21 protein-coding genes are annotated in these 24,136 nt (G+C 61.6%); 10 read left to right on the top strand and 11 right to left on the bottom strand.

The window, feature by feature from the left end; translation table 11 throughout:
• The first annotated feature begins 51 nt into the window (after window positions 1-51).
• The 3 genes from L2D14_02785 (at window position 52) to L2D14_02775 (ending at window position 4,148) form a co-directional block, all read left to right on the top strand.
• Window positions 52-750: an ATP-binding cassette domain-containing protein gene (locus L2D14_02785; GenBank protein WNK00360.1), complete on the top strand. Its 699-nt coding sequence runs from the start codon at window positions 52-54 to the stop codon at window positions 748-750.
• 2 nt (window positions 751-752) lie between these two features.
• Window positions 753-3,284, top strand: a complete 2,532-nt coding sequence (locus L2D14_02780; GenBank protein WNK00359.1) for an FtsX-like permease family protein — start codon at window positions 753-755, stop codon at window positions 3,282-3,284.
• 174 nt (window positions 3,285-3,458) lie between these two features.
• Window positions 3,459-4,148 carry a Bax inhibitor-1/YccA family protein gene (locus tag L2D14_02775; protein ID WNK01638.1) on the top strand — a complete coding sequence of 230 codons (690 nt, stop codon included), beginning with the start codon at window positions 3,459-3,461 and terminating at the stop codon, window positions 4,146-4,148.
• A 496-nt stretch (window positions 4,149-4,644) separates the two neighbouring features.
• Here the strand turns inward: L2D14_02775 and L2D14_02770 are convergent, their stop codons facing one another.
• The 6 genes from L2D14_02770 to hemC are packed head-to-tail and all read right to left on the bottom strand — an operon-like array spanning window position 4,645 to window position 11,055.
• Window positions 4,645-5,781, bottom strand: a complete 1,137-nt coding sequence (locus tag L2D14_02770) for a hypothetical protein (protein WNK00358.1) — start codon at window positions 5,779-5,781, stop codon at window positions 4,645-4,647.
• 1 nt (window position 5,782) lies between these two features.
• Window positions 5,783-6,625, bottom strand: coding sequence for a polysaccharide deacetylase family protein (locus tag L2D14_02765; protein ID WNK00357.1), 843 nt, complete (start codon window positions 6,623-6,625; stop codon window positions 5,783-5,785).
• Window positions 6,622-8,043: a heme biosynthesis HemY N-terminal domain-containing protein gene (locus tag L2D14_02760; GenBank protein WNK00356.1), complete on the bottom strand. Its 1,422-nt coding sequence runs from the start codon at window positions 8,041-8,043 to the stop codon at window positions 6,622-6,624. The genes L2D14_02765 and L2D14_02760 overlap by 4 nt, the downstream gene beginning before the upstream one ends.
• A gap of 23 nt (window positions 8,044-8,066) precedes the next feature.
• Window positions 8,067-9,365 carry a hypothetical protein gene (locus L2D14_02755; protein ID WNK00355.1) on the bottom strand — a complete coding sequence of 433 codons (1,299 nt, stop codon included), beginning with the start codon at window positions 9,363-9,365 and terminating at the stop codon, window positions 8,067-8,069.
• 35 nt (window positions 9,366-9,400) lie between these two features.
• On the bottom strand, window positions 9,401-10,114 hold the full coding sequence (locus L2D14_02750) for a uroporphyrinogen-III synthase (GenBank protein ID WNK00354.1): 714 nt from the start codon (window positions 10,112-10,114) through the stop codon (window positions 9,401-9,403).
• Window positions 10,114-11,055, bottom strand: a complete 942-nt coding sequence (hemC, locus tag L2D14_02745; GenBank protein WNK00353.1) for a hydroxymethylbilane synthase — start codon at window positions 11,053-11,055, stop codon at window positions 10,114-10,116. Before hemC ends, L2D14_02750 begins: the two co-directional genes overlap by 1 nt.
• A gap of 95 nt (window positions 11,056-11,150) precedes the next feature.
• Between hemC and tsaD the strand changes: the two genes are divergently transcribed.
• From tsaD to acs, 5 genes are all read left to right on the top strand, one after another.
• Window positions 11,151-12,203 (top strand): tRNA (adenosine(37)-N6)-threonylcarbamoyltransferase complex transferase subunit TsaD, encoded by a 1,053-nt coding sequence (gene tsaD, locus L2D14_02740; protein WNK00352.1) that lies wholly within the window; start codon window positions 11,151-11,153, stop codon window positions 12,201-12,203.
• A gap of 61 nt (window positions 12,204-12,264) precedes the next feature.
• Window positions 12,265-13,269, top strand: a complete 1,005-nt coding sequence (locus L2D14_02735; protein WNK00351.1) for an NAD(P)H-dependent glycerol-3-phosphate dehydrogenase — start codon at window positions 12,265-12,267, stop codon at window positions 13,267-13,269.
• Window positions 13,270-13,306: 37 nt separating this feature from the next.
• A complete protein-coding gene (locus L2D14_02730) occupies window positions 13,307-13,720 on the top strand; it encodes an EVE domain-containing protein (GenBank protein ID WNK00350.1) in 414 nt (137 codons plus the stop codon).
• Entirely contained in the window at window positions 13,717-14,052 is a 336-nt protein-coding gene (locus L2D14_02725; GenBank protein WNK00349.1) for a Rieske (2Fe-2S) protein, read from the top strand. Before L2D14_02730 ends, L2D14_02725 begins: the two co-directional genes overlap by 4 nt.
• A 156-nt stretch (window positions 14,053-14,208) precedes the next feature.
• Entirely contained in the window at window positions 14,209-16,155 is a 1,947-nt protein-coding gene (gene acs / locus L2D14_02720; GenBank protein WNK00348.1) for an acetate--CoA ligase, read from the top strand.
• Between the two features lie 52 nt (window positions 16,156-16,207).
• On the opposite strand, the gene L2D14_02715 is transcribed toward acs, so the two are convergent.
• Together L2D14_02715 and L2D14_02710 are read right to left on the bottom strand one after the other, a co-directional pair.
• On the bottom strand, window positions 16,208-17,596 hold the full coding sequence (locus L2D14_02715) for a tetratricopeptide repeat protein (protein WNK00347.1): 1,389 nt from the start codon (window positions 17,594-17,596) through the stop codon (window positions 16,208-16,210).
• 209 nt (window positions 17,597-17,805) lie between these two features.
• Entirely contained in the window at window positions 17,806-17,982 is a 177-nt protein-coding gene (locus L2D14_02710) for a DUF1674 domain-containing protein (GenBank protein WNK00346.1), read from the bottom strand.
• A 111-nt stretch (window positions 17,983-18,093) separates the two neighbouring features.
• Here L2D14_02710 and htpX point away from each other — a divergent pair, with 111 nt between their 5' ends.
• On the top strand, window positions 18,094-18,948 hold the full coding sequence (gene htpX, locus L2D14_02705; GenBank protein ID WNK00345.1) for a zinc metalloprotease HtpX: 855 nt from the start codon (window positions 18,094-18,096) through the stop codon (window positions 18,946-18,948).
• A gap of 34 nt (window positions 18,949-18,982) precedes the next feature.
• Here htpX and cysN read toward each other — a convergent pair whose 3' ends face one another.
• The 3 genes from cysN to L2D14_02690 form a co-directional block, all read right to left on the bottom strand.
• Window positions 18,983-20,848 carry a sulfate adenylyltransferase subunit CysN gene (cysN, locus tag L2D14_02700; protein ID WNK00344.1) on the bottom strand — a complete coding sequence of 622 codons (1,866 nt, stop codon included), beginning with the start codon at window positions 20,846-20,848 and terminating at the stop codon, window positions 18,983-18,985.
• Window positions 20,848-21,741, bottom strand: coding sequence for a sulfate adenylyltransferase subunit CysD (gene cysD, locus L2D14_02695; GenBank protein ID WNK01637.1), 894 nt, complete (start codon window positions 21,739-21,741; stop codon window positions 20,848-20,850). The genes cysN and cysD overlap by 1 nt, the downstream gene beginning before the upstream one ends.
• Before the next feature lie 126 nt (window positions 21,742-21,867).
• A complete protein-coding gene (locus L2D14_02690; GenBank protein ID WNK00343.1) occupies window positions 21,868-22,563 on the bottom strand; it encodes a phosphoadenylyl-sulfate reductase in 696 nt (231 codons plus the stop codon).
• A gap of 211 nt (window positions 22,564-22,774) precedes the next feature.
• Between L2D14_02690 and rsmB the strand changes: the two genes are divergently transcribed.
• Window positions 22,775-24,091, top strand: a complete 1,317-nt coding sequence (gene rsmB / locus L2D14_02685) for a 16S rRNA (cytosine(967)-C(5))-methyltransferase RsmB (GenBank protein WNK00342.1) — start codon at window positions 22,775-22,777, stop codon at window positions 24,089-24,091.
• The last annotated feature ends 45 nt before the right edge of the window (window positions 24,092-24,136 follow it).

The following is a 24,136-nucleotide window of genomic DNA, read 5'->3' as shown; positions in this document are numbered from 1 at the left end:
CCGTCATCCGTAACATATAGGCAGGGCCGTCGACAAATGAACGAAGAAAGCATGTCCGCTCCCCTCATCAAGCTAGAGAACGTCGAACTGACCCTGTCGAGCGACGCCGGTCCGGTCGAGATTCTGCGCGGCATCGACCTTGCCGTGAACGGCGGTGAGACACTGGGCATCGTCGGCCCGTCCGGATCCGGCAAGACGTCCTTGCTGATGATCATCGCCGGGCTTGAACGCGCAACCGCAGGCCGCGTCGCGGTCGGCGGCGTATCCTTCGAAGGCCTGAGCGAAGATGCGCTGGCCAGATTGCGTGGCGAAAACATCGGCATCGTGTTTCAGGACTTTCACCTGATCCCGAATATGACGGCGCTTGAAAATGTCGCACTGCCGCTGGAACTGGCCGATCTCGATAATCCGTTCGAGCGCGCCCGCGCGTCGTTGGACGAGGTCGGGCTTTCGCACCGGCATAGCCATTACCCGGGGCAGCTTTCCGGCGGCGAACAACAGCGTGTCGCCCTGGCCCGCGCGCTGGGCCCGGAACCAAAACTGATTCTGGCCGACGAGCCGACCGGCAATCTGGATGGCGAAACCGGCGAGAAGATCATGGACCTGATGTTTGCCGTTCATGACCGCAAGGGCACGACCCTGATCCTCGTCACCCACGAAGACCGCCTCGCTGTCCGCTGCAAGCGCCGTGTCGCAATGGCCGACGGGCGCATCGCCAGCGACGAGCACATGACGATGGCGGCCGACTGACGGTGTCCGGAAAACTTTCACTCTCACTCGCATGGCGCATCGCCGGGCGCGAACTGCGCGGCGGCCTCGCCGGTTTCCGCGTATTCATGCTGTGCCTTTCCCTGGGCGTTGCAGCGATCACCGCCGTCGGCTGGACTTCCAACGCGGTTGTCGGCGGTCTCGAGGCGGATGCCCGAAAGCTGCTCGGCGGCGACATGGAGATGCGCCTGGTACACCGCGCGGCCGGTCCGGACGAGCGCGCCTGGCTCGCCGCCAACAGCACGAAGCTTTCCGAAACCATACGGCTCAGGGCCATGGCCTCGACCGCCGACAATGCGTCGCGCACCCTGGTCGAGCTGAAGGCCGTCGATGATGTCTATCCGCTCGTCGGGGAAATGGAACTCGCCCCGGCCTTACCCCGCGAGGCAATGTTCGCCGGCAAGGGCGGACTGCCCGGCGCTCTGGTCGATGCCAACCTGCTGTCGAAACTCGGCATCGCCGAAGGCGGCATCCTTAAGATCGGCAAGGCGCAGTTCCACGTCGGGGCCGTGATCAAATCGGAACCGGACCGGGTTACAAGCGTTATCAATTACGGCCCGCGCGTGATGATCGCCAAAGCCGACCTCGACGCCACCGGGCTGGTCCAGCCGGGCAGCCTGATCCGCTATTATTACCGCATTCTTTTCGAAGCGGGCATCGATCCGACGTCTTGGCGCGCGGCCTTGACGGATGCTTTCCCCGATGCCGGGTGGCGCGTCCGTGCCGCCAACGAAGCCGCCCCCGGCGTGCGCCGGTTCATCGAACGCCTGACCCTGTTCATGGGCTTCGTCGGCTATACGGTGCTGCTGGTCGGCGGTGTCGGCATTGCCCGGGCCGTCAGCGCCTATCTTGAAAGCAAAAGCCGCACCATCGCCACGCTCAAATGCCTGGGCGCCCCCGCCGGACTGATCGTGCAGGTTTATCTGCTGCAGGTCCTGGCACTTTCAGGACTGGCCGTGAGTGTCGGACTGCTCGCCGGGGTAATTCTGCCTGCCCTATCCCTGTATGCCATCGCCGACCTGCTGCCGGTCCGTCCTGTGCTCGGCTGGCATGCGGAAGCCCTCGTCATCGCCGCCGCCTTTGGGCTGCTGACGGCGATCACGGCGGCGTTGTGGCCGCTCGGCCGGGCCCGCGAAGTCCCCGCACGCGACCTGTTCCGTGCCCAGGCGGAACCGCTCGCGGCAACGCCCAGGCGCATTTATCTGCTGTGGATCGGCATCGGCATCGCGCTGCTGATAGGGCTCGTGTTCCTCAGTGCTACCGACAAATGGTTTGCACTATGGTTCGTGTTGGGCGCACTTGCCACTGTGGCCCTGCTCCGGCTCGCAGGCATAATCCTGATCCGTCTCAGCCGGCAATTGCATCCGAAAAACGCCATGGCCCGACTTGTCATCGCCAATATGCACCGGCCCGGTGCGGCAACGTCGGGCGTGATTCTGTCGCTCGGCCTTGGTCTCGCGGTGTTGGTCGCGGTGGTGCAAATCGAAGGCAACATCACGCGCCAGATCGACGAACGTCTGCCGAAAGAGGCGCCGGCCTATTTCTTCATCGATATTCAGCCCGGTCAGGTCGCCGACTTCGACCGCATCGTGAGTGGCGTAGAGGGCACCAGCGACCTCAGGCGCGAACCGGTGGTCCGCGGACGCATCGTCGAGATAAACGGCACACCGGTCAACGAAGCCGCCATCGCGCCGGAAAGCCAGTGGGCGGTCCGTGGCGACCGTGCGCTGACATCGGCGGCGGCGAAGAAACCCGACATGGACATCGTCGCCGGCGCATGGTGGCCCGCAGACTATACCGGCCCACCGCTGATTTCGCTCGATGACGGTCTGGCCAAGGGGTTCGGCGTCGGGCTCGGCGATACACTGACACTGAACATTCTCGGTCGCCGCATCACGGCTAAGATCGCCTCGTTGCGAGATATCGACTGGCAATCTCTCAGGTTCGACTTCGCCGTGGTGTTGTCGCCGGGCGTTCTCGAAGGCGCGCCGCATACACATATCGCCGCCGTCCGCGCCAGCGAAGCCGCCGAAGCACCGCTGGAAAAAGCCGTCACCGACGCTTTCGACAATGTTTCGGCGATCCATGTCCGTGAAGCCCTGGCCGCCGCGCGTGATCTGATGGCCGGAATCAGCATTGCCATTCGTGCCGTCGCCGGGCTGACCGTCATTGCCGGTGCCATCGTCCTTGCCGGCGCTCTCGCGGCGGGACAGCAACGCCGGCGCTTCGACGCCGTGGTTTTCAAGGTGCTCGGCGCGACGCGAAAACGCATCGCCCTGGCTTTCGTGCTTGAATACGGCGCACTCGGCATCATCACGGCGCTGTGCGCCTTTGCGGTCGGCACACTGGCGGCATGGGCAGTGACGGCGTTCCTGATGCATCTCGACTGGACATGGCTGGCCCGCGAGGCCTTGGCGACGCTGACGCTGGCGCTTTCAGCAACAATTGTTCTGGGACTTGCCGGGTCGTGGCGGATACTCGGACTGAAAACCGCCCCGTATCTTCGAAATGACTGAAAATAAAGAACTTTTGCAATCCCCGGCGAAGATGAAATTTTCGTAAGGATTGGGGGTATGAGTTGCAAACAAGGCCCCTCCTACCCTATTTTAGAACAGTACTAATATTCTGACTGACAGGAGTTACAAATGGCTCTCGGACCCAATAACCGTTTCGGTGCCCGCACCGGGCGGATGACCCATTCGCAGGCGTACGACGCCTCGATCGATATGGGTCTGCGCAAGTACATGCTGGGGGTCTACAACTACATGACCCTGGGCGTGGCCATTACCGGCCTGATGGCCTATGTGGTATCAACGCAGCCGGCGATCATGCAGGCGATTTTCGGCACCGGTCTGGCGTGGGTCGTAATGCTGGCACCGCTGGCGTTCGTGATGGTGCTGAGCTTCGGCATCAACAAACTGAGCGCATCGGCGACGCAGTTGATGTTCTGGGCTTTTGCCTCGGTCATGGGCCTGTCGTTGTCGACGATCTTCATCGCCTACACGGATGCGTCAATTGCACGTGTATTCTTCATCACCGCCGGCGCCTTCGCAGGCCTCAGCCTGTACGGCTACACCACAAAACGCGATCTGACCGGTTTCGGCTCGTTCCTGGTGATGGGCCTGATCGGCCTGGTCATCGCCATGGTCGTCAACATGTTCCTGGCCAGTTCGGCCATGGACTTTGCGATCTCGGTGATCGGCGTGCTGATCTTCGCCGGCCTGACCGCGTATGACACGCAACGCATCAAGTCGATGTACTACGAAGGCGACAGCGCCGATACCATGACCAAGAAAAGCGTCATGGGTGCGTTGTCTCTATATCTCGACTTCATCAACATGTTCATGATGCTGCTGCACCTGTTCGGTAACCGCGAATAATCATCGCGCGCAGCAAAGAAAACGACGGAAGACCCCGGTGCCTGCATCGGGGTTTTTCTTTGCCCGGGGATGATCGTGGAGGAGGAGAAATGGTGCCGCCTGGGTGACTTGAACACCCGACCCCCGCATTCATACCAGCTACAACTTTCGTTGCCGCCCAACGGGCGTTTGTGGCCTGGACTTTCTCTTCGCCATACCAGTCGAAATGGCTGGATTAGGCGCCCACCGTCAAGTCTCTACACGTTCCCTTTCGGGCTTCGCTCGGGATTGCCATTTTACAGGTTTCCCCGAATTTGATGGGTTTTCATCCAAGAGTTTCCCCTCAGAGACGCAATTTAAAACTACGAATGCGATGCTCTACCAACTGAGCTAAGGCGGCACTGCGCCCCCTAATAATCAACGGGCCGTTTCAGGACAAGCCAAAAATCCGTTACCCGTCAAAAAAACACGCAAAATGTTGTCAAAAGCAGTTGTCGAGAAACAGCTATTTCATAACTTAAATCAGCGATGTATCGCCGTCATAGGCGGTCACGTACCAGGCCGCGGGATCGCCGAGCCGAGCCGCCATTTCCCCGCTCATTGCCTTGTAAAAAAACGGGAATGTCGCCATCGGTCTGGACATCGGCTTGGTTTTCATGGCTTCGGCGCGCAAGCCTTCGGGCAGACCGATCAGTTCCAGCACATGGCAGCGTTTTGCTATGGCGTATTCATAGGCGCCCGCCAGCAGGGCCTGCAGCACTTTCGGATCGTCACCGTCGATAAAGATGTCGGCGATCTTCATCCGCTTCAGGCCGATTGCAGGCGCATCCTCGCGCACCAGCACCGCATAGCCTTTCAACATGCCGTCGTCGTCATAGCGCAGGAAGCGCACCTCATCGCTGGCCGCACCCAGCGAAAAATACCACTTCAGGGTTTCTGCATCGCGGCTGGCCAGCAGGACATCGGCAAGCTGCTTTTTCCTGCGTGTCCAGAGATTGTCGAAAGCGTCATCAATGGCACTGACCCCGACCGGGGTGATCTTGTCGAGCGCCCCGTAGGGCCGCCTGCCGGCGATCCGCATCGAGAAATCGAGCGGCACCGAACCCAGCAGCCCGAGCAGGCCGGCCATGAAATTGCCGCGTCCCTTCTTGCGGAACGCCGCCTTCAGGAATCCCGGCGCATCGACCACCCAATACAGAATATCCGCATAGCCCGGTTGCGGCATTTTTGCGCCGCCATAGGCCAGGCAGCGCTTGCCGGCCGGCGGATTCGCCGACGAGATCAGCACGACGTCTACATTCGTCTGGCCGAAGAACGCTTCACATAACCGGGGCGTTTCCGTTCTGTATCCGGGATCGACGGCCCAGGCCCGCGCGCTGGAGATCAACACCGGCGTGTCGCCCTGCCAGGAAACCTGCGGAATATTGCCGAAAAAACCCTTGATGGCGCCGCCGTCTTCCAGCACCCAGCCGAGCGCCACGTCCCTGGCATGATGGGAAAGGGCCGGATTATCCACCCAAAGCCCCCGCCAATGCCGGATCACTGCTTCGGGGCCATCCGGCATGACCAGCCCGAGCGCGGCCAGAAAATCAGTGATCGCCGGAGCGTCGTCGATGCTTGCGGTGCGCAACGTCCCCTTCGCGGTATCCGTCATGCTAGGCCCCCAGAAAATAACGGAGCTGATAATTGCCCCAGTTCGCGAGCAGGTGATCGCGGTGGATATCGAACGGCGATGTCCCGGCACGGTTATCGCCGCGATGTCCGGTCAGAAAAGACACATAGCCCGCCGCGGCGGCCATTTCAGGATGGCGATCCCGGTCGTAATCGATGCCTTCGCGACCGAACGGGCAACAGAAATGCAGGCACGGCTTGCCGGTTTCGCGTTCGATGATGCTGCGGGAACGAGTCAGCTCTCCCATCACTGCGTCATCGCTGAGATCCTTGAGGTGCACGTGTCCTTCGCTGTGCGAGCCGATGGTCATGCCGGCTTCGGTCATGGCACGGCAATCGTCCCAGTTCAGAAATTCCATGAGCCGACCGTCATTGTCGTAAAACGCCAAAAGCCTCTCCAGATCACGTTCGACATCCGTGCCGATATAACCGGTGGCGACGAAGAAAGCCGCGACGGCCTGTTGCCCGACCAGAATCGGCACCGCGTTTTCGATCCAGTTCTTGAAGCCGTCATCGAACGTGATGCACAGATAACGGCCGTCGATCGGCGTGCCGCCGGTCATCATGGCGACGGCGTCATCGATACCGATGATCTCGCCGATATTCCTGAAGTAGCGGAGCTGCCGCTCGAAGCCTGCGCGTTCGTCATCGAAGACGTGGTGGTAATAGGGAAACCGTATCCACCCGGAACCCCGTGTCGGAGAGCGGGTCGCCGACAAACCCGCGATTACACAGGCACGTGCGGCGTTCCGAAGGCGCTGGGCCGCGCTCTCATCGGCCATGAACGCACGGTATGTTCGGATCGCAGCGGACGGGGACGCGTTCACGTCTTGGAAGTCACCACGGCTGCCGGGTCGCTCGGAGCCAGCGCCGTGCCGGACGTCGGATGTACATGCATCGCCGCAGGACCGGCAGCGCCGGTCACAGGCTTGGGCAGACCGGATATATGTGTCGGCTTACGCCAGGCATAGCTGTCGAAGGCATTGCAGTTGCCGCAGTGCGCCGTCCACACCTCGACGGCATTGCCGCATTCGGAACACACCCATTTTTCGTCCTCGGGCGCACTGCCGGAACGCACCAGCCATTCGCGGGCCTTGGTCAGATCGCCGTTTTCGCGTTCTTCAAGCTCGGCCATCATCCGGCAGATGCGCGCCTGCGGCTCAAGACCGCCCCCGGCGCCGGCAACCTGCAGATGCTTACGCGCCTCGCCCCACAGCTCGGCACCAAGCGCGGCACGGGCCAGTGCGATGTGACTTTCCGCGTGGTCCGGATTGATGGATGCCAACTTCTCACTGGCCTTGACCCGGACAAGCCCGTCCGGCGCCTTGCGGGCTTCCCAATAGGGGTCCAGCAGATCCGGGTGCGGCGTCTTGGCCCATATTTTTTCACCCAGCGCGACCGCCTTACGGTGCTGGCCATCCGCCACATACCGGCGCATCAACGCAACGCACGCCGGGATCAGGTCGGGCGCCAGATCGCAGGCGGATTTCAATTGTTTCATGGCCTGCGCCCCGTTCGCGGAAGCTTCCGCTTCACGAGCCAATTCAAACGCAATGACGGCGCGGCGGCGATCCGCTTCTGGCCTGGCCAGGAGGCGTTTGCGCGCCATGTCGTCATTGGTATCGGCGGCGTTAAGCCATGAACCGCTGCCCGATTGCAGATCAAACAGGGTGGCTGCCACCCATTCGCTTTTTGGCTGCAATCGATAGGCGGATTGCGCCAGTTCCAACGCCCGGCCCTTGTTTCCTGCCTTGACCGCCTGTGTCAGCAAGCCGCGCAGCCCGAGAAACTTTGTTTCCGGATCGTCCAGCATTTCCGTGAAAAACCGCTCGGCGGCTTTTTCATCGCCGTCCAGTTGCGCCGATTGCGCCGACAACAGCCGCGTCAGCGGTGCCGATTCACTCAAAAGAGCTTCGGCGCGGCGGGCATGACGGCGCGCTTCCGACGCATCGCCCGCGGCGACAGCGACCATGCCGCTGGAAAGTGCCGTATAGCCCTTACGCTTGCGGCGCTCTTTCATTGCCGAGCCGATCTCGCCCGGCACGGCGCGCAAAAACCGCCAAAACCGGTAAATCGCCGCTGTCAGAGCGGCGAACAGCAGAACCGCCGCCATCATTACGCCGACGGACGTATCCAGTCGCCAGCCTTGCCACTGCAGGCTCACATCGCCCGGGTTCTGCACGAACCAGACAACGCCGACAACGACGAGACACAACCCGGTCAGGAAGAATATCCAACGCCACATGGCTTAACTGTCCTTCCTGTTGATCATCCTTCAAGCGCCGCCAGCGCGGATGAATGCATGGCATCCAGTGCGCGTTCCGCCGTCGCCCGCGCCTTGGCATCGAGCAGCCATGGCTCAAAGGTCGACTTTGCCTCCCCTTCGAGCGTGTCGGCCAGGGCATCGCCGGTTTTCACGACGGATGCCATGTCGCGTGCCGCCAGGTCCTGTTCGATTTTGGCCACAGCATCCTCGACCGGATTACCGGAACCGCCGTCGGTGCGTCGCAACGACACCAGTGCCGAAAGCCGCCCTGCCGCCTGTCCCAGCCAGTCACCACCAGCGACCCGTGCCTGCGCAACGATGTCACCGGCGATCGCCGAAAATTTCGTCTGCAGGCCATCGACCGTCGGCAAGCCCCGGTCCGCCCCACCGGCAAGTCGGCTGGCGGCGGCAATGATATCCGTATTGCCCGCGGCGACGGATTTGAGCGCGTCCAGTTGTGCCGCATAGGGATGCCCGGAAAGAGCGGCGTCACGCAGCTGCGCGACCGCCAGAACAATGCCGGAACCGGCTGAGCCCGGCCCTTTTGATGAGATGGTCTGAACCTGCTCGCTCAACGCCCGGACTTCGCCGCTGGTTTCGCGGTCTTTTTCTTCAAGCCCGTCGATACGCGACAGGATTGGCGCCAGATCGACCTCGGCACCCGAACTCGACGTCACCGCACTGGCCAGGGAACGGACTTCGGCCAGCCTGTTTTCGAGATCGTCAATACGGGCCAGCGCCTTGTCGAGTTCCGCCTTGGTGCGCGCCTTTTCTTCCTTGAGCGCACTCATCACGGCATCGACTGAGCCGGCGGCATCACTGGATTGGGCGAGCGACTTTTCGAGCGTCGCCAGGCGTGCGCTCAACATATCGACCGGGCTCGGCTGATTGTCAGCGACGGCATTGCTTTCACTGCCGCCGAACCCGGGCAGATCCGCCAGATACGGCTCCACCTCGGCCAGCCAAACATCGCGGGTCACATATGCGCCGCCGCCCAGAAGGACAATGATCACCAACAGATAAAATAAGCCGCGCCCACCGCTGCCCGAGCTTTCGGTTTGGGCCTGCGATGCTGCTGGTTTGCCGCTGCCGCTCGGCACGGAGCTTGATTTCGTACCCGTCTGATCGCTAGCCTGATCGTCGGCCTTGGCGTCAGCTGCCGCTTTCCCAGTCGCTTTCCCAGGCGCTTTCTCCGGCTCTTTTGCGGGAGCATTCTTGGTATCTGCGGCCTTTTTCATATCGCTCGCCGCCTTCGCGGGCTTTTTTTCCGACGGTTTCGCCGGATCCGATGGCTCAGCCATGCGTTATCCCTCTCTGTTCGCCTCGTCGGCGCCTCTCAGTAGTAACAAGTCCGGACCGCGTCCAGCAAGGATTCCTGATCAGGATGCGCTGCGACAATACGTTCTGCCCAGGTCCCGGCCGCCGCCTGGTCGACATTTTCCGACAATGCGAAAAGGGTCAGGCCGCCAAGCGCCGCAGAAAGCCCCGCTTCCGCCACCAGCTTGACGAAGTGCCGGGCCGTCCTTGGCGAATACAGCACGACACCGTCCAGATCACCATGTTCAATCGCATCTTGCGCCGTCTTCGCCAGACGATCCACCGTCCTTGCTTCATATAATCGCTCGCGGCGGACATTGAAGCCCACCGGCGCCAGCAGCGCCGCCAAATCCCCGGCGCTGACCGTGCCTGCGGCATGCAGCAAGGCCCCTGCCTCGGAGGTGCATTCTTCACCGACAAGCCGGGCCAGATCATCGACGTCGCCGTCGGCGCTTTGCACGGATTCAAATCCTTGTTCCGCCGCCTGGCGGGCCGTCGCGTCGCCGACCGCATAGCAGGGGATATCGCGCCTCTCCGTTCTCCGCGCGAGGGCGCGGACGCCGTTGGCGCTGGTCAGCAGAAACCCCTGTACGCCGTCGACATCAAGCGGCGGGCCGTTGAAATATTCGATTTCCAGCAAAGGCGCGACAAGACTGTCGACTCCCATCTCGCGCAAACGCACCACAAGCGTCTCGGCGTCATCGGCGGGGCGCGTCAGCAACAGCCGGGGCATTACAGGGACTCGTCGAAAAACCCGGGCCCGGCACGGCGGCGCAGTTCTTCGCCCGCGTCGCGGCCCATTACCACGGCATCGCTGACGGGGCCGGACCGCTCGGTGGTCAGCACTTCCGAGCCGTCGGGACGGAAAATCATGCCTTTCAGGCGGATCTGCCCGTCTGAGATCAATGCCAGACCTGCGATCGGCGTGCGGCACGAGCCGTCCAGCGCATCCAGCATGGCGCGTTCGCAGGCCACAGCGGTATGCGAGTCGACATCATTGAGGGCCGCCAGATATTCGCGTGTCTGCGTATCGTCTGCGCGGCAGGTGATGCCGATGGCGCCCTGCGCACAGGCCGGCAGGAAAACATCGGGCGAGATGATCTCCGTCGCCAGGTCGCGGCGGCCCAGCCGGTCGAGCCCGGCCAGTGCCAGAAACGTGGCATCGAATTCACCGGCTTCAAGCTTCGCCAGCCGTGTCTGCACGTTACCGCGAATGACGCCGATTTCGAGGTCCGGGCGCATGTACATCAGTTGCGCCTTCCTGCGGATCGATGCCGTGCCTATCTTTGAGCCCGGTGCCAGTTCGTTCAGCGTCGGCGCCTTGAGGCTGATCAGGGCATCGCGCACATCGGCGCGCGGCAACACGCAACCGATGGCCATACCATCGGGCAGCCAGGTTTCCAGGTCCTTCATGGAATGCACGGCGAGGTCGATACGCCTGTCCATCAGGGCACGGTCCAGTTCCTTGGTGAACAGCCCCTTGCCGCCGATTTCCGACAGCGGCCGGTCGAGCACCAGATCGCCGGTTGTCTTGACCGCATCGATGACCAGCCGTCCGTCTTCGGCCAGTTGCGGATGAGCGGCGCGCAACGCCGCCGCCGCGGTTTCGGTCTGCACCATGGCCAACGGGCTGGAACGGGTGCCTATTATCAGTCTGCGCGGTTGTTCGGTCATGATAGCATCACTGTAGTAATTCCATTGCCGCGCACCCTTGGCGTCGGCTGCGCCCGAGAGTAAAGTCCCGCCCCGCCGAGCGAAAGGGCTTTGACGTGATTGTTTTGGGGATCGAAACCAGTTGTGACGAAACGGCGGCCGCCGTCGTCGACGATGCGCGCCGCATCCTATCCAACGTCGTGCTGTCGCAGATCGACGATCACCGCCCGTATGGCGGTGTCGTGCCGGAAGTCGCCGCGCGCGCGCATCTGGAAAAGACCGATCACGTTATTGCCCAGGCGATGCAGGACGCGGGGCTGGACTTCAGCGATCTCGATTGTATCGCAGCGACGACCGGCCCGGGCCTGATCGGCGGTGTGCTGGTCGGCGCCATGTCTGCCAAGGCGATTGCGCTGGCAACCGGCAAGCCGTTCGTCGCCGTCAATCATCTGGAGGGCCATGCGCTGACCGTGCGGCTGACCGATGATGTCGCGTTTCCATATCTTTTGCTTTTGGTGTCCGGCGGGCATTGTCAGCTTTTGATCGTCGAAGGGGTCGGCAAATACACGCGGTTGGGCACGACCATCGACGACGCGGCGGGCGAAGCCTTTGACAAATCCGCCAAAATGCTCGGGCTCGGTTATCCCGGTGGCCCGCTGATCGAAAAAGCCGCCGAAGGCGGCGATCCGCAAAAATTCGATTTCCCGCGTCCGATGGCACACCGGCCGGGCTGCGATTTCTCGTTCTCGGGTCTCAAGACCAGTGTGCGGCGCGCGGTGGAAACACTGGACCGTCCGCTCGAAGACGCCGCCCCCGATCTTGCCGCATCGTTCCAGCAGGCCGTCGCGGATACACTGGTGGCGCGCACCAAAAACGCCATTGAAATGGCCCGCGACAAGCACCCTGAAATCACCACTCTTGTCGTCGCCGGCGGTGTCGCCGCCAATACCGCGATTGGCACGGCACTCGCCAAACTCTGTGACAAGGCCGGCATGAAACTGGTGAAACCGGCGCCGGCACTGTGCACCGACAACGGCGCCATGATCGCCTGGGCCGGGCTCGAGCGGTTCCGCCTGGGACATACCGATCCGCTCGACTTCAAGGCCCGGCCGCGCTGGCCGCTGGATCCCGATGCCCCCGCCGCCGCTTTCGCCGGGGTGAAGGCTTAAGCGCTTCGATTAGGTAATTGGGGCAGGTGACAGCCCCGGGCGCTTCGCCTACAAATGTCCCATGGCAAATGAACGCATGAAAAACATCTCGGTCATCGGTGCGGGTGCGTGGGGAACGGCGTTGGCCGCCGCCAGCCGCCGTGCCGGATGCGCGACCCGGCTTTATGCCCGCGAAACCGAAGTCGCTGAGTCCATCAACGCCGGCCAAGGCAACCCTGTTTACCTGAAGGACATCGTGCTGCCGGACGGTATTCTGGCCAGCAGCGATCTTGCCGAAGCCGTCACGGATGCCGAAGCCGTCATTCTTGTGGTACCGGCACAGTTCCTGCGCGCCACTGCTGGCGATCTTGCCGGGATACTGCCCAAGGACACGCCGGTGGTGCTCGCCGCCAAGGGGATCGAGCAGGGCTCGCTGGCACTGATGAGCGAGATCGCCGAGGAAACCCTGCCGACCCATCCCATCGCCGTGCTGTCCGGTCCGTCGTTCGCTGCCGAAGTGGCGCGTTCGCTACCGGTCGCGTTGACGCTGGCCAGTGCCGACGAAGCGCTCGGCAGGCAACTGGTCGACACGCTGGCAAGCAAGATGTTCCGGCTCTATCAGTCGACGGATATCGTCGGCGCGGAAATCGGCGGCGCCGTCAAGAATGTGCTGGCGATTGCGTGTGGCATCGTCGGGGGCAGGGGGCTTGGCGACAATGCACGCGCCGCGCTGATCACGCGCGGCCTGGCGGAGATGGTCCGTCTCGGGCACGCCAAGGGGGCGACAACGGAAACCATGATGGGCCTGGCCGGGCTCGGCGACCTGGTGCTGACCTGCAACGCCATGCAGTCGCGAAACTTTTCCTTCGGCCATGCATTGGGGCAGGGCAAAACTCCCGAGGAGATTCTGTCCGAACGCGTTGCCGTCACCGAAGGGGTCGCCAGCGCCGTTTCCGTCGTCGAGCTTGCCGCAAAACTCGGCATCGACATGCCGATCTGCACTGCCGTGCACGCCATCATTCATCAGGGCCGCGACATCGACACCGCGATCGCAATGCTCATGGACCGGCCGCTGACGTTCGAATAATCCGCACGATATCCACGGAGGCACGGAGACAATCACGATGAAATACTGGCTCGTCAAAACCGAACCCGGCTCATGGTCCTGGGACGATCAGGTCAAAAAAGGCACCGAGCACTGGGACGGCGTGCGCAACTATCAGGCCGCCAACAACATGAAGGCGATGAAACTGGGTGACAGGGCGTTTTTTTATCACTCGGTGAACGAAAAGCGCATCGTCGGCATCGTCGAGGTCTGCAAGGAATATTACCCGGACCCGTCGGATGCGTCCGGCCGCTTCGGCATGGTCGACTTCAAGACCGTGAAACCGGTGCCGAACCCGGTGACGTTGGCCGAGATCAAGGCCGATCCGCGCCTTGCCGAATTGCCGCTGCTCAAGCAGTCCCGCCTTTCGGTCATGCCGATCGATGCGGCTTCGTGGAAGATCATTTGCAATCTGGGCGGGGTCAAGGCATGAGCGATATCCGGCTTTGCGCCGTCGACGACATTCCCGAAGACGGTTCCGCCGCGTTTGTCGCCGAGCTCGGCGAAAAGAAGATCGCCGTGATGGCGATCCGCAAGAACGGTTCCGTCTATGTCTATGAGAACGAATGCCCGCACATCGGCGCGCCGCTCGATTTCACGCCCGGACAATTCCTGACACACGACAAGGAATACATTATCTGTTCGACCCATGCGGCATTGTTCAAGATCGAGGATGGCGAATGCATCGACGGTCCGTGTTACGGCGATCATTTGACCCAGATCAATGCCGAGGTGCGCGGGGGCGACGTATATCTCGCCCCGTAACCGAAACAGCCGCCGGCTTGTAAAGCACCTGACGGGCAAGCCGTTAAGATGCCAAGCCCCCTTGGCATATAACCGTTCTTTGCCGATAATCGGCCCCAAGCGGGACTAATCCCGCACGCGAAAACACAAACGCATCAGAGCAGGGAGAGGCACACCATGAGCGAAGTTCACTTACACCCGGTTCCCGCCGAGTTCGCCAAAAACGCACTCATCGACAAAGCCAAGTACGAAGAGATGTATAAGGCCTCGGTTGAGGATAACGAGGGTTTCTGGGCCGAGCACGGCAAGCGGCTTGACTGGATCAAGCCATACACCAAGGTCAAGGACGTAAACTACAACACGCCCGGCGTCACCATTAAATGGTTTTACGACGGTACCCTGAACGCCTCGGTGAACTGCCTCGACCGGCATCTTGAAAAACGCGGCGATCAGACCGCCATCATCTGGGAAGGCGACGAGCCGACCGATGACGAGCACGTTACCTACAAGGACCTGCATGAGCGCGTCTGCCGCCTTGCCAACGCCATGAAGACACGCGGCGTCAAAAAGGGCGACCGCGTAACCCTGTATATGCCGATGGTCGTCGAAGCCGCCGTCGCCATGCTGGCCTGCACGCGGATCGGCGCCATCCATTCCATCGTCTTCGGCGGGTTTTCGCCGGACAGTCTCTCGGCGCGCATCAAGGGCTGCGATTCCAACTGCGTCATCACCGCCGATGAAGGCATTCGCGGCGGCCGCAAGATTCCGCTGAAAGCCAACACCGATGCCGCGCTCAAAGACTGCCCTTCGGTCGACACCGTGATCGTCGTCAAGCGCACCGGCGGCGACGTCAACATGCAGGACGGCCGCGACGTCTGGTACGAGGACGTCTGCACGGCTGCGGATCCGGTTTGCGAACCTGAAGAAATGAACGCCGAAGATCCGATGTTCATCCTGTACACCTCAGGGTCCACGGGCGCACCGAAAGGCGTGCTGCATACCACCGGCGGCTACATGGTCTATGCGTCGATGACACACCAATACGTGTTCGATTATCACGACGGTGAAATTTACTGGTGCACGGCGGACGTGGGCTGGGTCACCGGTCACAGCTATATCGTCTATGGCCCGCTTGCCAACGGCGCGACGACGCTGATGTTCGAGGGCGTGCCGAACTATCCGTCGATGTCGCGTTTCTGGGATGTCTGCGACAAGCACAACGTCAACATCTTCTATACCGCCCCAACGGCGATCCGCGCGCTGATGCGCGAAGGCGACGACCCGGTCACCAAGACGTCCAGGAAGTCGTTGCGCCTGCTGGGTTCGGTCGGCGAGCCGATCAACCCTGAAGCATGGGAATGGTATTATCGTGTCGTCGGCGATTCGCGCTGCCCTATCGTCGATACCTGGTGGCAGACGGAAACCGGCGGCATCCTGATTACGCCGTTGCCGGGCGCCATCGATCTGAAACCCGGCTCGGCAACGAAACCGTTCTTCGGCATTCAGCCGCAGCTCGTCGATAACGAGGGCGGCGTGCTTGAGGGCGCGACCGAGGGGAACCTCTGCATCATCGACAGCTGGCCGGGGCAAATGCGCTCGGTCTATGGCGATCACGAGCGCTTCGAGCAAACCTACTTCTCGACCTATCACGGCAAATACTTCACCGGGGACGGCTGCCGCCGTGACGAGGACGGGTATTACTGGATCACCGGGCGCGTCGATGACGTGATCAACGTCAGCGGTCACCGCATGGGAACGGCCGAAGTCGAAAGCGCACTGGTCGCCCACCATGACGTCGCCGAGGCCGCCGTGGTCGGTGCACCGCATGACATCAAAGGGCAGGGTATTTATGCCTATGTCACCCTCAACGCCGGGGTTGAGGCCAGCGACGCGCTGAAAAAGGAACTGGTGCAGTGGGTGCGCAAGGAAATCGGCCCGATCGCTTCGCCGGACTGGCTGCAGTGGTCACCCGGTCTGCCGAAAACCCGTTCCGGCAAGATCATGCGCCGCATTCTGCGCAAGATCGCGGAAGACGATTTCTCGAACCTCGGCGATACCTCGACCCTCGCCGATCCGGCGGTCGTCGATGATCTCGTTGACAACAGACAAAACAAACAGAGCTGAGCAAAACACCAGATACGAAAACACCAAGGGGGGCCGTAGGCCCTCCTTTTTTTTAAGCCGCGTCTTCGCTGAGCAGTTGCTGAACACGCATCAGGTTCTTGGCGATGACCTCGGCCTTTTTCTTCTGGCCGCGCGCTTTTCGGTATATCTGCACAGCGCCCTGAAAATAATAAGCGGCTTCTTCGAGGAGGTATTCTTCCTTGGTCTGCTTGGCCAGGGCAAAGCATGCCGCACCCAGATTATTTGCCGTCTGCGCCCACAGCACCGGCTGCGTTTCGCGTTTGCGGACTTCAAGGGCCTTGCGGAACGTGACGATGGACTGCTGCAGGATCGCTTCCGCCTTGCCATGCCCACCCAGCGCCATCTGCGCAACACCGTAGTGGTTCATCACTTCGGCCCAGCGGTTCGGCGATTTCGACCGATCATAGACGGTGAGAGCTTCTTCGAACGCGCCGGCGGATGTCTTCAGGTGTGCCTGTGCCTGCACCGGTTGCAGCTGCGCCAGCTTATAGTACGCCATGGCGCGCCGCATGTGTGCCAGCGCCCAGTCGTTGCCGTGCGTATCGCGGCTCAACGTCTTGGCGACACCGTCATAGCGCTTGATCGCATTCATCAGTGTGTCGGCGCTGCGGTCGACTTTCGCCGCCGCTTCCTGAACCAGACCAAGATGCGTATTGATCACCGCCCAGGTGATCGGGATTTTCTGCGGATCGATGAGTTTGTCGGCGGCCTCGTAGTGCTGCATCGCATCGCTCAGCGCCTTTTTGTTGCCAAAGCGAAAACTCGTCGCATAGGCATTGCCGAGCGTATTGTGGATGGCAATCAGGCAGTCCTGGGGCATGTCCTTGGGTAAATTGTCGAGGATTTTACCTGCGTCACCAAGATGCGTGACCAGCTGTTCGGCGAGGGTCCGCCGCGCGCCCCGGCTCACCGGCAAAAGTGCGGCAAGGGTCGCGGCGCGCACAATGGCGCCGGCGTCATCGGGCAGCGGGACCGGCAGGTCCAGCGTATCGGTCATGCCGAAGGTCCCCGGCTGGCCGTCCTGCACACTGCCCAGCGCCAGGAAATGCAGTCTTGCGACGGTGCCCAGTTCTTCCATGTCACCCCAGATCAGCAAATCCGCGGATTCTTCCTCAAGCCAGTTACGGCCTTCTTCCTCGGCGAGCAGCAGTCGTTCGATCAGGCCGACGCGCAGATTTTTCTTCAATGCCTTCCCGGCAAAGACGGTTTGCACCGCCGACTCGGTGGACAGCATCCCGGCCAGACGTTCGGTGATTTCCTTGCCGCCGGAGCCGAAAAGTTCGGCCAGCATGACCTTGCCATCACTGCCGGCTTCCGACGGCCGAAAGCCGCCGCCGGCACTGACGGCACCACGACGTTTTTTCTTCCGCCGCCGCCCGCCGGGCATGAAACTTTTAAGAATGCTGGCAAATAGACCCATTACCGCAACAGGGAAACATCACCGCTGAAAAAGGCAATGCCCCCGCCCCCGAGAAACGTTACACGACACGTAAATTTTATGTTTCACCGCCCCCAAAGGCCGGCGCAATCGTCAACTATCAGCAATGATAATGCGGTCTTGTAATGACCGCAATCTGACAACTCCCGAAAAGGCGGCGGTGGGGGGCGAAAAGTTTCCGCAATCCCGGCTCAGAAATCGATGCAGCGGCCTTTTTTTTCCCAGTCACCGTAACGCGTCGGCTCTGGACCTTCGGGGCCGCCGGTTTCTCCGGTTTGCGAAGCGGCGGGGGTGGCGGGCGCGATTTTGGGGTCCGCTTTAGCCGCAGATTGCGGGGCGTTCGGCTTATCGCGTGTCTCGTCGGCCATGATTAAATTTCCGTCATTTCCGCTGCTGGGATTGAATTGCTGCTATCCTGAGATAATTCATACAGGCGGTGGCTTCAAGCCGCGCCTGAAACGTATGGAGGCGTTTCACCCATGAATTGGCTGAAGACTTCGATCCTGCTGGCCGGCCTGACCGCACTGTTTATGGGGGCCGGATATCTGCTGGCCGGCGAAGGCGGCATGATGATCGCGTTGGTGATCGCCGTCGTCATGAACTTTTTCGCCTACTGGAACGCGGATCAGCTGGTGCTGCGCATGTACAACGCGCGCGCAGTCACGGCGGAAACCGCGCCGGGCCTTTATGGCATCGTCAAACAGCTCGCCGTCAAGGCCGGGCTGCCGATGCCAAAAGTCTATATCATTGAAAACAATCAGCCGAACGCGTTCGCCACCGGGCGCAATCCCGATCACGCCGCCGTCGCCGCGACCACCGGGCTTTTGAAAATCCTCAGCCACGAGGAGATCGCCGGCGTCATGGCGCACGAACTGGCACACGTCAAAAATCGCGACACCCTGATCATGACGGTGACCGCAACCGTTGCCGGGGCACTCTCGATGCTGGCCAACTTCGCCCTGTTCTTCGGCGGCAACCGCAACAATCCGCTTGGTATACTCGGGACCATCCTCGTCATGATCCTGGCGCCCGTCGCCGCGATGCTGGTGCAAATGGCGATTTCCAGAACCCGCGAGTACGGCGCCGATGCCGGCGGGGCGGAAATCTGCGGCAATCCGATGTGGCTGGCCAGCGCTTTGCAGAAACTGGAGCAGGGCGCGCAATCGATCGACAACGACGTCGCCGAAGACAACCCGGCAACGGCGCATATGTTCATCGTCAATCCGTTGCATGCGCGCGCCGCCGACAGCTTATTCTCGACCCACCCGAAAACCGCCAACCGTGTGCAAAAGCTGCGCGAACTGGCCGGCAGCATAGGCCGTCCCTGGGGCTAGCCCAGATCGGCGACAGGGCGTAGCTTCGGATCCGCTAGAAGCCTTTGCCGTCCAGCAGCGCGACGATCCGGTCCGCCGCCGCTTCCGGGGCGAGCGCGTCCGTATCGATCCTTAGTTCCGGATGGGGCGGTGCCTCGTACGGGGACGAAATACCGGTGAAATTCGCGATCTCGCCCTTGCGGGCGCGGGCATACAGGCCTTTCGGATCGCGGGCTTCGCATGTCGCCAGACTGGCATCGACGTGGATTTCGAAGAACTCTCCCGTCTGCATCAGCTCCCTGGCCATGTCGCGGTCGCTGCGGAACGGCGAAATCGCCGACACCAGAACGATCATGCCTGCATCGACGAAAAGTTTCGCAACCTCGGCGATGCGACGGATATTCTCGACCCGGTCGGCATCGGTGAAGCCCAGATCGCGGTTCAGGCCATGGCGCACGTTGTCGCCGTCGAGCATGTAGGTATGCCGTCCGGCGCGATGCAGTTTCTGATCCACCAGATTGGCGACAGTCGACTTGCCCGCGCCCGAAAGACCGGTAAACCACAGCACGGCCGGCGTCTGATGCTTGGCCTCGGCGCGCAACTGCTTGTCGAGACTGAGTTTCTGGCGCGTCAGGTTGGTCGCCCGCATGAGCGCGAAGTCGATCATCCCGGCGCCGACGGTTTCATTACTGTCGCGGTCGATCAGGATGAATGCGCCGGTTTCGCGGTTATCCTTGTAGGCATCGACGGCAATCCGCCGATCGAAGCTGAGGTTGCAGACGGCAACATCGTTCAGCTGCAGTGTTTTTACAGCAACATGTTCCAACGTATTGACATTGATCTTATATTTCAGATCGCTGATCCACGCCCGCGCGCTGCCGGCAGCCAGCTTGATGGCGTAGTGGCGGCCCGGAATCATTGCTGCGGCGGACATCCAGATCAGATGCGCCTGCACCTGATCGGCGCACTGCATCGGGCTTTCGGCGTGGCGGATGACGTGGCCGCGGGCGACGTCGACATCGTCGGCGAGGGTCAGCATGACGGCCTGTCCGGGGACCGCCGACGCGAGCGGCCCGTCAAGGGTTTCGAGGCCTGAAACCGTGCTTGCGACGCCGTCCGGTTCGATCACCACGGCGTCACCGGTGTGCAGCTGGGCCCCGGAAACGGTCCCGGCGAAACCCCTGAAATCACCGTCCGGGCGGCACACCCATTGCACAGGTAGACGCGCCCCGGCAGTGCTTTTTCCTGCACCGACCTGCACGGTTTCCAGATAGTCGAGCACGCATTTACCCTTGAACCACGGCATTGCGCTGCTTTTAGCGGTAATATTGTCGCCCTTGAGCGCCGATGCCGGCAATGCCGTCACGGAGACGAAATCGAGCGTAGCGGTGAACGCCCGGAAGTCGTTTTCAATGCCCGTGAAGACATCTTCGGCGTAGCCGACCAGATCCATTTTATTGACGCACAGCAGAACATGACGAATGCCGAGCAGATGCGCGATGAAACTGTGGCGGCGCGTCTGTGGCAGGATGCCCTTTCTGGCGTCGACCAGGATCACGGCAAGATCGGCGGTCGATGCCCCGGTCGCCATGTTGCGGGTATACTGTTCGTGGCCCGGCGTGTCGGCGACGATGAAGCTGCGCGCCGGGGTCTGGAAATACCGGTACGCGACATCGATGGTAATGCCCTGTTCGCGTTCGGCCTCAAGCCCGTCGACGAGCAACGCGTAGTCGACACCGTCCTTGACCGTACCGAAGCGTTTCGAATCGGCAGCCAGCGCCGCCGACTGATCGTCGGCCAGCAGTTCGGCGTCATGCAGCAAGCGGCCGATCAGTGTCGACTTGCCGTCATCGACGCTGCCGCAGGTGAGAAACCGGAGCTGGCCTTTGTCATCCGCCACGTCGTGGTTCCCGGCACCCATCAGAAATACCCCTCGCGCTTTTTCTTTTCCATCGAGGCCGTCTGATCATGATCGATGATCCGTCCCTGGCGCTCCGAGGATCTGGACGACAGCGTTTCGGCGATGATACCGTCGATATCGGCGGCGTCCGAGCGCACGGCGGCGCTCAAGGGATAACAGCCGAGCGTGCGGAAGCGAATTTTCTCGGTGCGGATTTCCTCGCCCGGCGCCAGTTCCAACCGTGCGTCGTCGGCCATGATCAACTGCCCGTCGCGCTCGACGACCGGGCGCTCGGCGGCGAAGTAAAGCGGCACCACGGGAATGCCCTCAAGCTTGATATAGCGCCACACATCAAGTTCGGTCCAGTTCGACAGCGGAAACGCGCGCACGCTTTCGCCCGGGCCGACCCGGCAGTTATAGAGGTTCCACAGTTCCGGCCGCTGCCGGCGCGGATCCCAGGCATGGTTGGCATCGCGGAACGACATGACGCGTTCCTTGGCGCGGGATTTCTCCTCGTCACGCCGTGCGCCGCCGATGGCGCAGTCAACCTTGTGCAGGCCCAAGGCCTGCTTCAGCGCTTCGGTCTTCATCACGTCGGTGTGTACGCCCGCCCCGCTGGCCACCGGCGAGATGCCGCGTTTCACGCCGTCCTCGTTGACATGCACGATCAGATCGAGGCCCAGTTCGCGCACCCGCCGGTCGCGAAAGGCGATCATCTCGCGGAACTTCCATGTGGTGTCGACGTGCAACAGTGCGAACGGCGGCTTGGCGGGATGAAACGCCTTCATCGCCAGATGCAAAAGCACCGACGAATCCTTGCCGATGGAATACATCAACACCGGACGCTCGAACGAAGCGGCCACTTCACGAAGAATGTGGATCGATTCCGATTCGAGGCGCTGCAGGTTATTCAATCGTCGTAATCCGATATCGGTCATGGTGTGGGATCATCTTTCTAACGCATCCGGGGCCAAGCACAAACTGCAGAAGCAAGGATGCCCCGTATATTCAATGAGGGAAGGTGTTGCCGGCGTGGCGTATCAACTGCCGTCCTGACTTTTATGCAGCCCGCATTCGACCTTGCCGCTGCCGCGCCAGCGCCCGGCGCGAAAATCCTCGCCTGCCGAGACCCTGGACGTGCAAACCGCGCAACCGACGCTGGGATAGCCCTGATCCCTGAGCGGGTGGGCCGGTAAACCGTGCTTTTCAAGATAAGCACCGACATCCCCGGCGTGCCAGTGCACCAGCGGGTTGACCTTGATGCGCGCACCGTCGTCTTCGAAAAAATCAAGCCGCGCCCGGGTATCGCCATGATGGCGCTTGCGGCCGGTAAACAGCGCCTTGAAACGCATGATTTCATCGGCCAGCGGCCGGGTTTTCCGGAGATCGCAGCAGGCATCCGCATCGCGCGCCCACAACATGCCGTCCGGGTCCCGGGCGATGATATCGCTCGTGGCCGGCCGTATGCTGCGCACGTCTTCCAGGCGCAACCGGGCGATCAGGCGATCACGATAGTCGAGCGTTTCATTGAAATGCTTCAGGGTATCGAGAAACAACACAGGGGTGGCCCGGTCGATGCGGGCGATCATGTGCAGAAGAACCGCGGATTCCGTGCCGAAAGACGAGACCAGGGCAATGCGCTCGGGGAACAGCTCGGTGACCGCCACGCCGACGATGTCCTGAGCCGATTGCGTTGCGAAGCGCGCATTGAGTGCATCGGATGTATGGATAACCATTTCTATCTCACTGTTAATATTAACATTATATTATAATAAACACTTTTAATTTGTTCATTACAATATATTCACTTTATAAACTTGTTTTATACAATGTAAATACAAATTTACTATGTAATATATTTTTCTTTGCTGCACCACGCCCGGCGGCCTATGAGTGGCCACCTTCACTGCAACGAAACGCCCGACCGGAATAAAGCCAGGATAAAGCATGCCCGATCCCGCCGACCTTCATGACCCCGACCCGCTGATGTCGCGGCTGGCCGCGTTCGAGATTCTGCAAGATGTCCTGAAGCGGAAAAAAGCCCTCGACGACGCGATGGGTTCGGCCCGGGCGTATGCTGTCCTCAAGGGCTCGGACAGAGCCTTCGCGGCGTATCTGGCGCGCACCGCACTCAGGCGCCTGGGACAGATCGACGATCTGATCGCGCACTGCGTCAGGGATCCGCTGCCGCGTAAGGCACGGCCCGTCTATGACGTGTTGCGCATCGGCGTCGCGCAATTGCTGTTCTCGGTGACCGCCGATCACGCCGCCGTCGCCACCACGGTCGATCTGTGCCGTACCGTCGGCCAGGTGCCGTTCGCCAAACTCGTCAACGCCGTGATGCGCCGTCTGCAGCGCGAAGGCGCGGCGATGCTGGATGCACAGGATGCCGCCCGGCTCAACACACCGGACTGGTTACGCACAAGCTGGGTCGAAGCCTATGGCCGCGATCGCGCCGATGCCATCGCCGCCATGCACCTGCAGACGCCGCCCGTCGACCTGACGGTCAAATCGGACGCCGCCGCGTGGGCGGAAAAACTGGGCGGCACGGTCATTCTCGGCGGTACGGTCCGCCTTTCGGAAGCCGCCGACGTAAGCGCGCTGGCCGGCTTCGATGACGGTACGTGGTGGGTACAGGACGCTGCCGCACGGCTGGTGATCGGGCTTCTGGGTGACGTTGCGGGCAAGAATGTCATCGACCTGTGCGCCGCCCCCGGCGGCAAGACCATGGAACTGGCCAATGCCGGGGCGCAGGTAACGGCGCTGGATATTTCCGAAAAGCGCCTCGCCCGGCTCACGGAGAATCTTGAACGCACCGGACTTGTCGCGGAAACCGTGGCGGCGGACGCCCGCACCTGGGCGCCGAAGGCGCCTGCCGATTTTGTCGTGCTCGACGCGCCGTGTTCGTCGACCGGCACACTGCGCCGTCACCCGGATATCGCCTACCTGAAGACCCCTGAGGACATTGCCAAGCTTTCCGGCGTACAGACCACGCTTATGGACGCCGCCGCAGGGATGGTGCGCATCGGCGGCACGCTGCTTTACGCCACCTGTTCTTTGCAACCCGAAGAAGGCCTCGACGTCATCCGGGCTTTTCTGGCGAAGACGCCCGGCTTTGAACGCGCGCCCCTGAGCGCGGCGGACATCGGCGGCTTTGCCGAAGCCCTGACGGCGGAGGGCGATCTGCGCACGCTGCCGTGTCATCTGGCCGACGCCGGCGGCATGGACGGTTTCTTCGCCGCCAGACTTGTCCGCCGTTCGTGACTTCACGCAGCTTGACTTGAAACGTGCCTTTGATTTGACAAAATA

It is taken from the genome of Thalassospiraceae bacterium LMO-JJ14 (assembly GCA_021555105.2).
Lineage (GTDB): Bacteria > Pseudomonadota > Alphaproteobacteria > Rhodospirillales > Casp-alpha2 > UBA4479.
The sequence above is the reverse complement of the archived record's forward strand: the minus strand, read 5'-3'. Positions and strand labels throughout refer to the sequence as shown.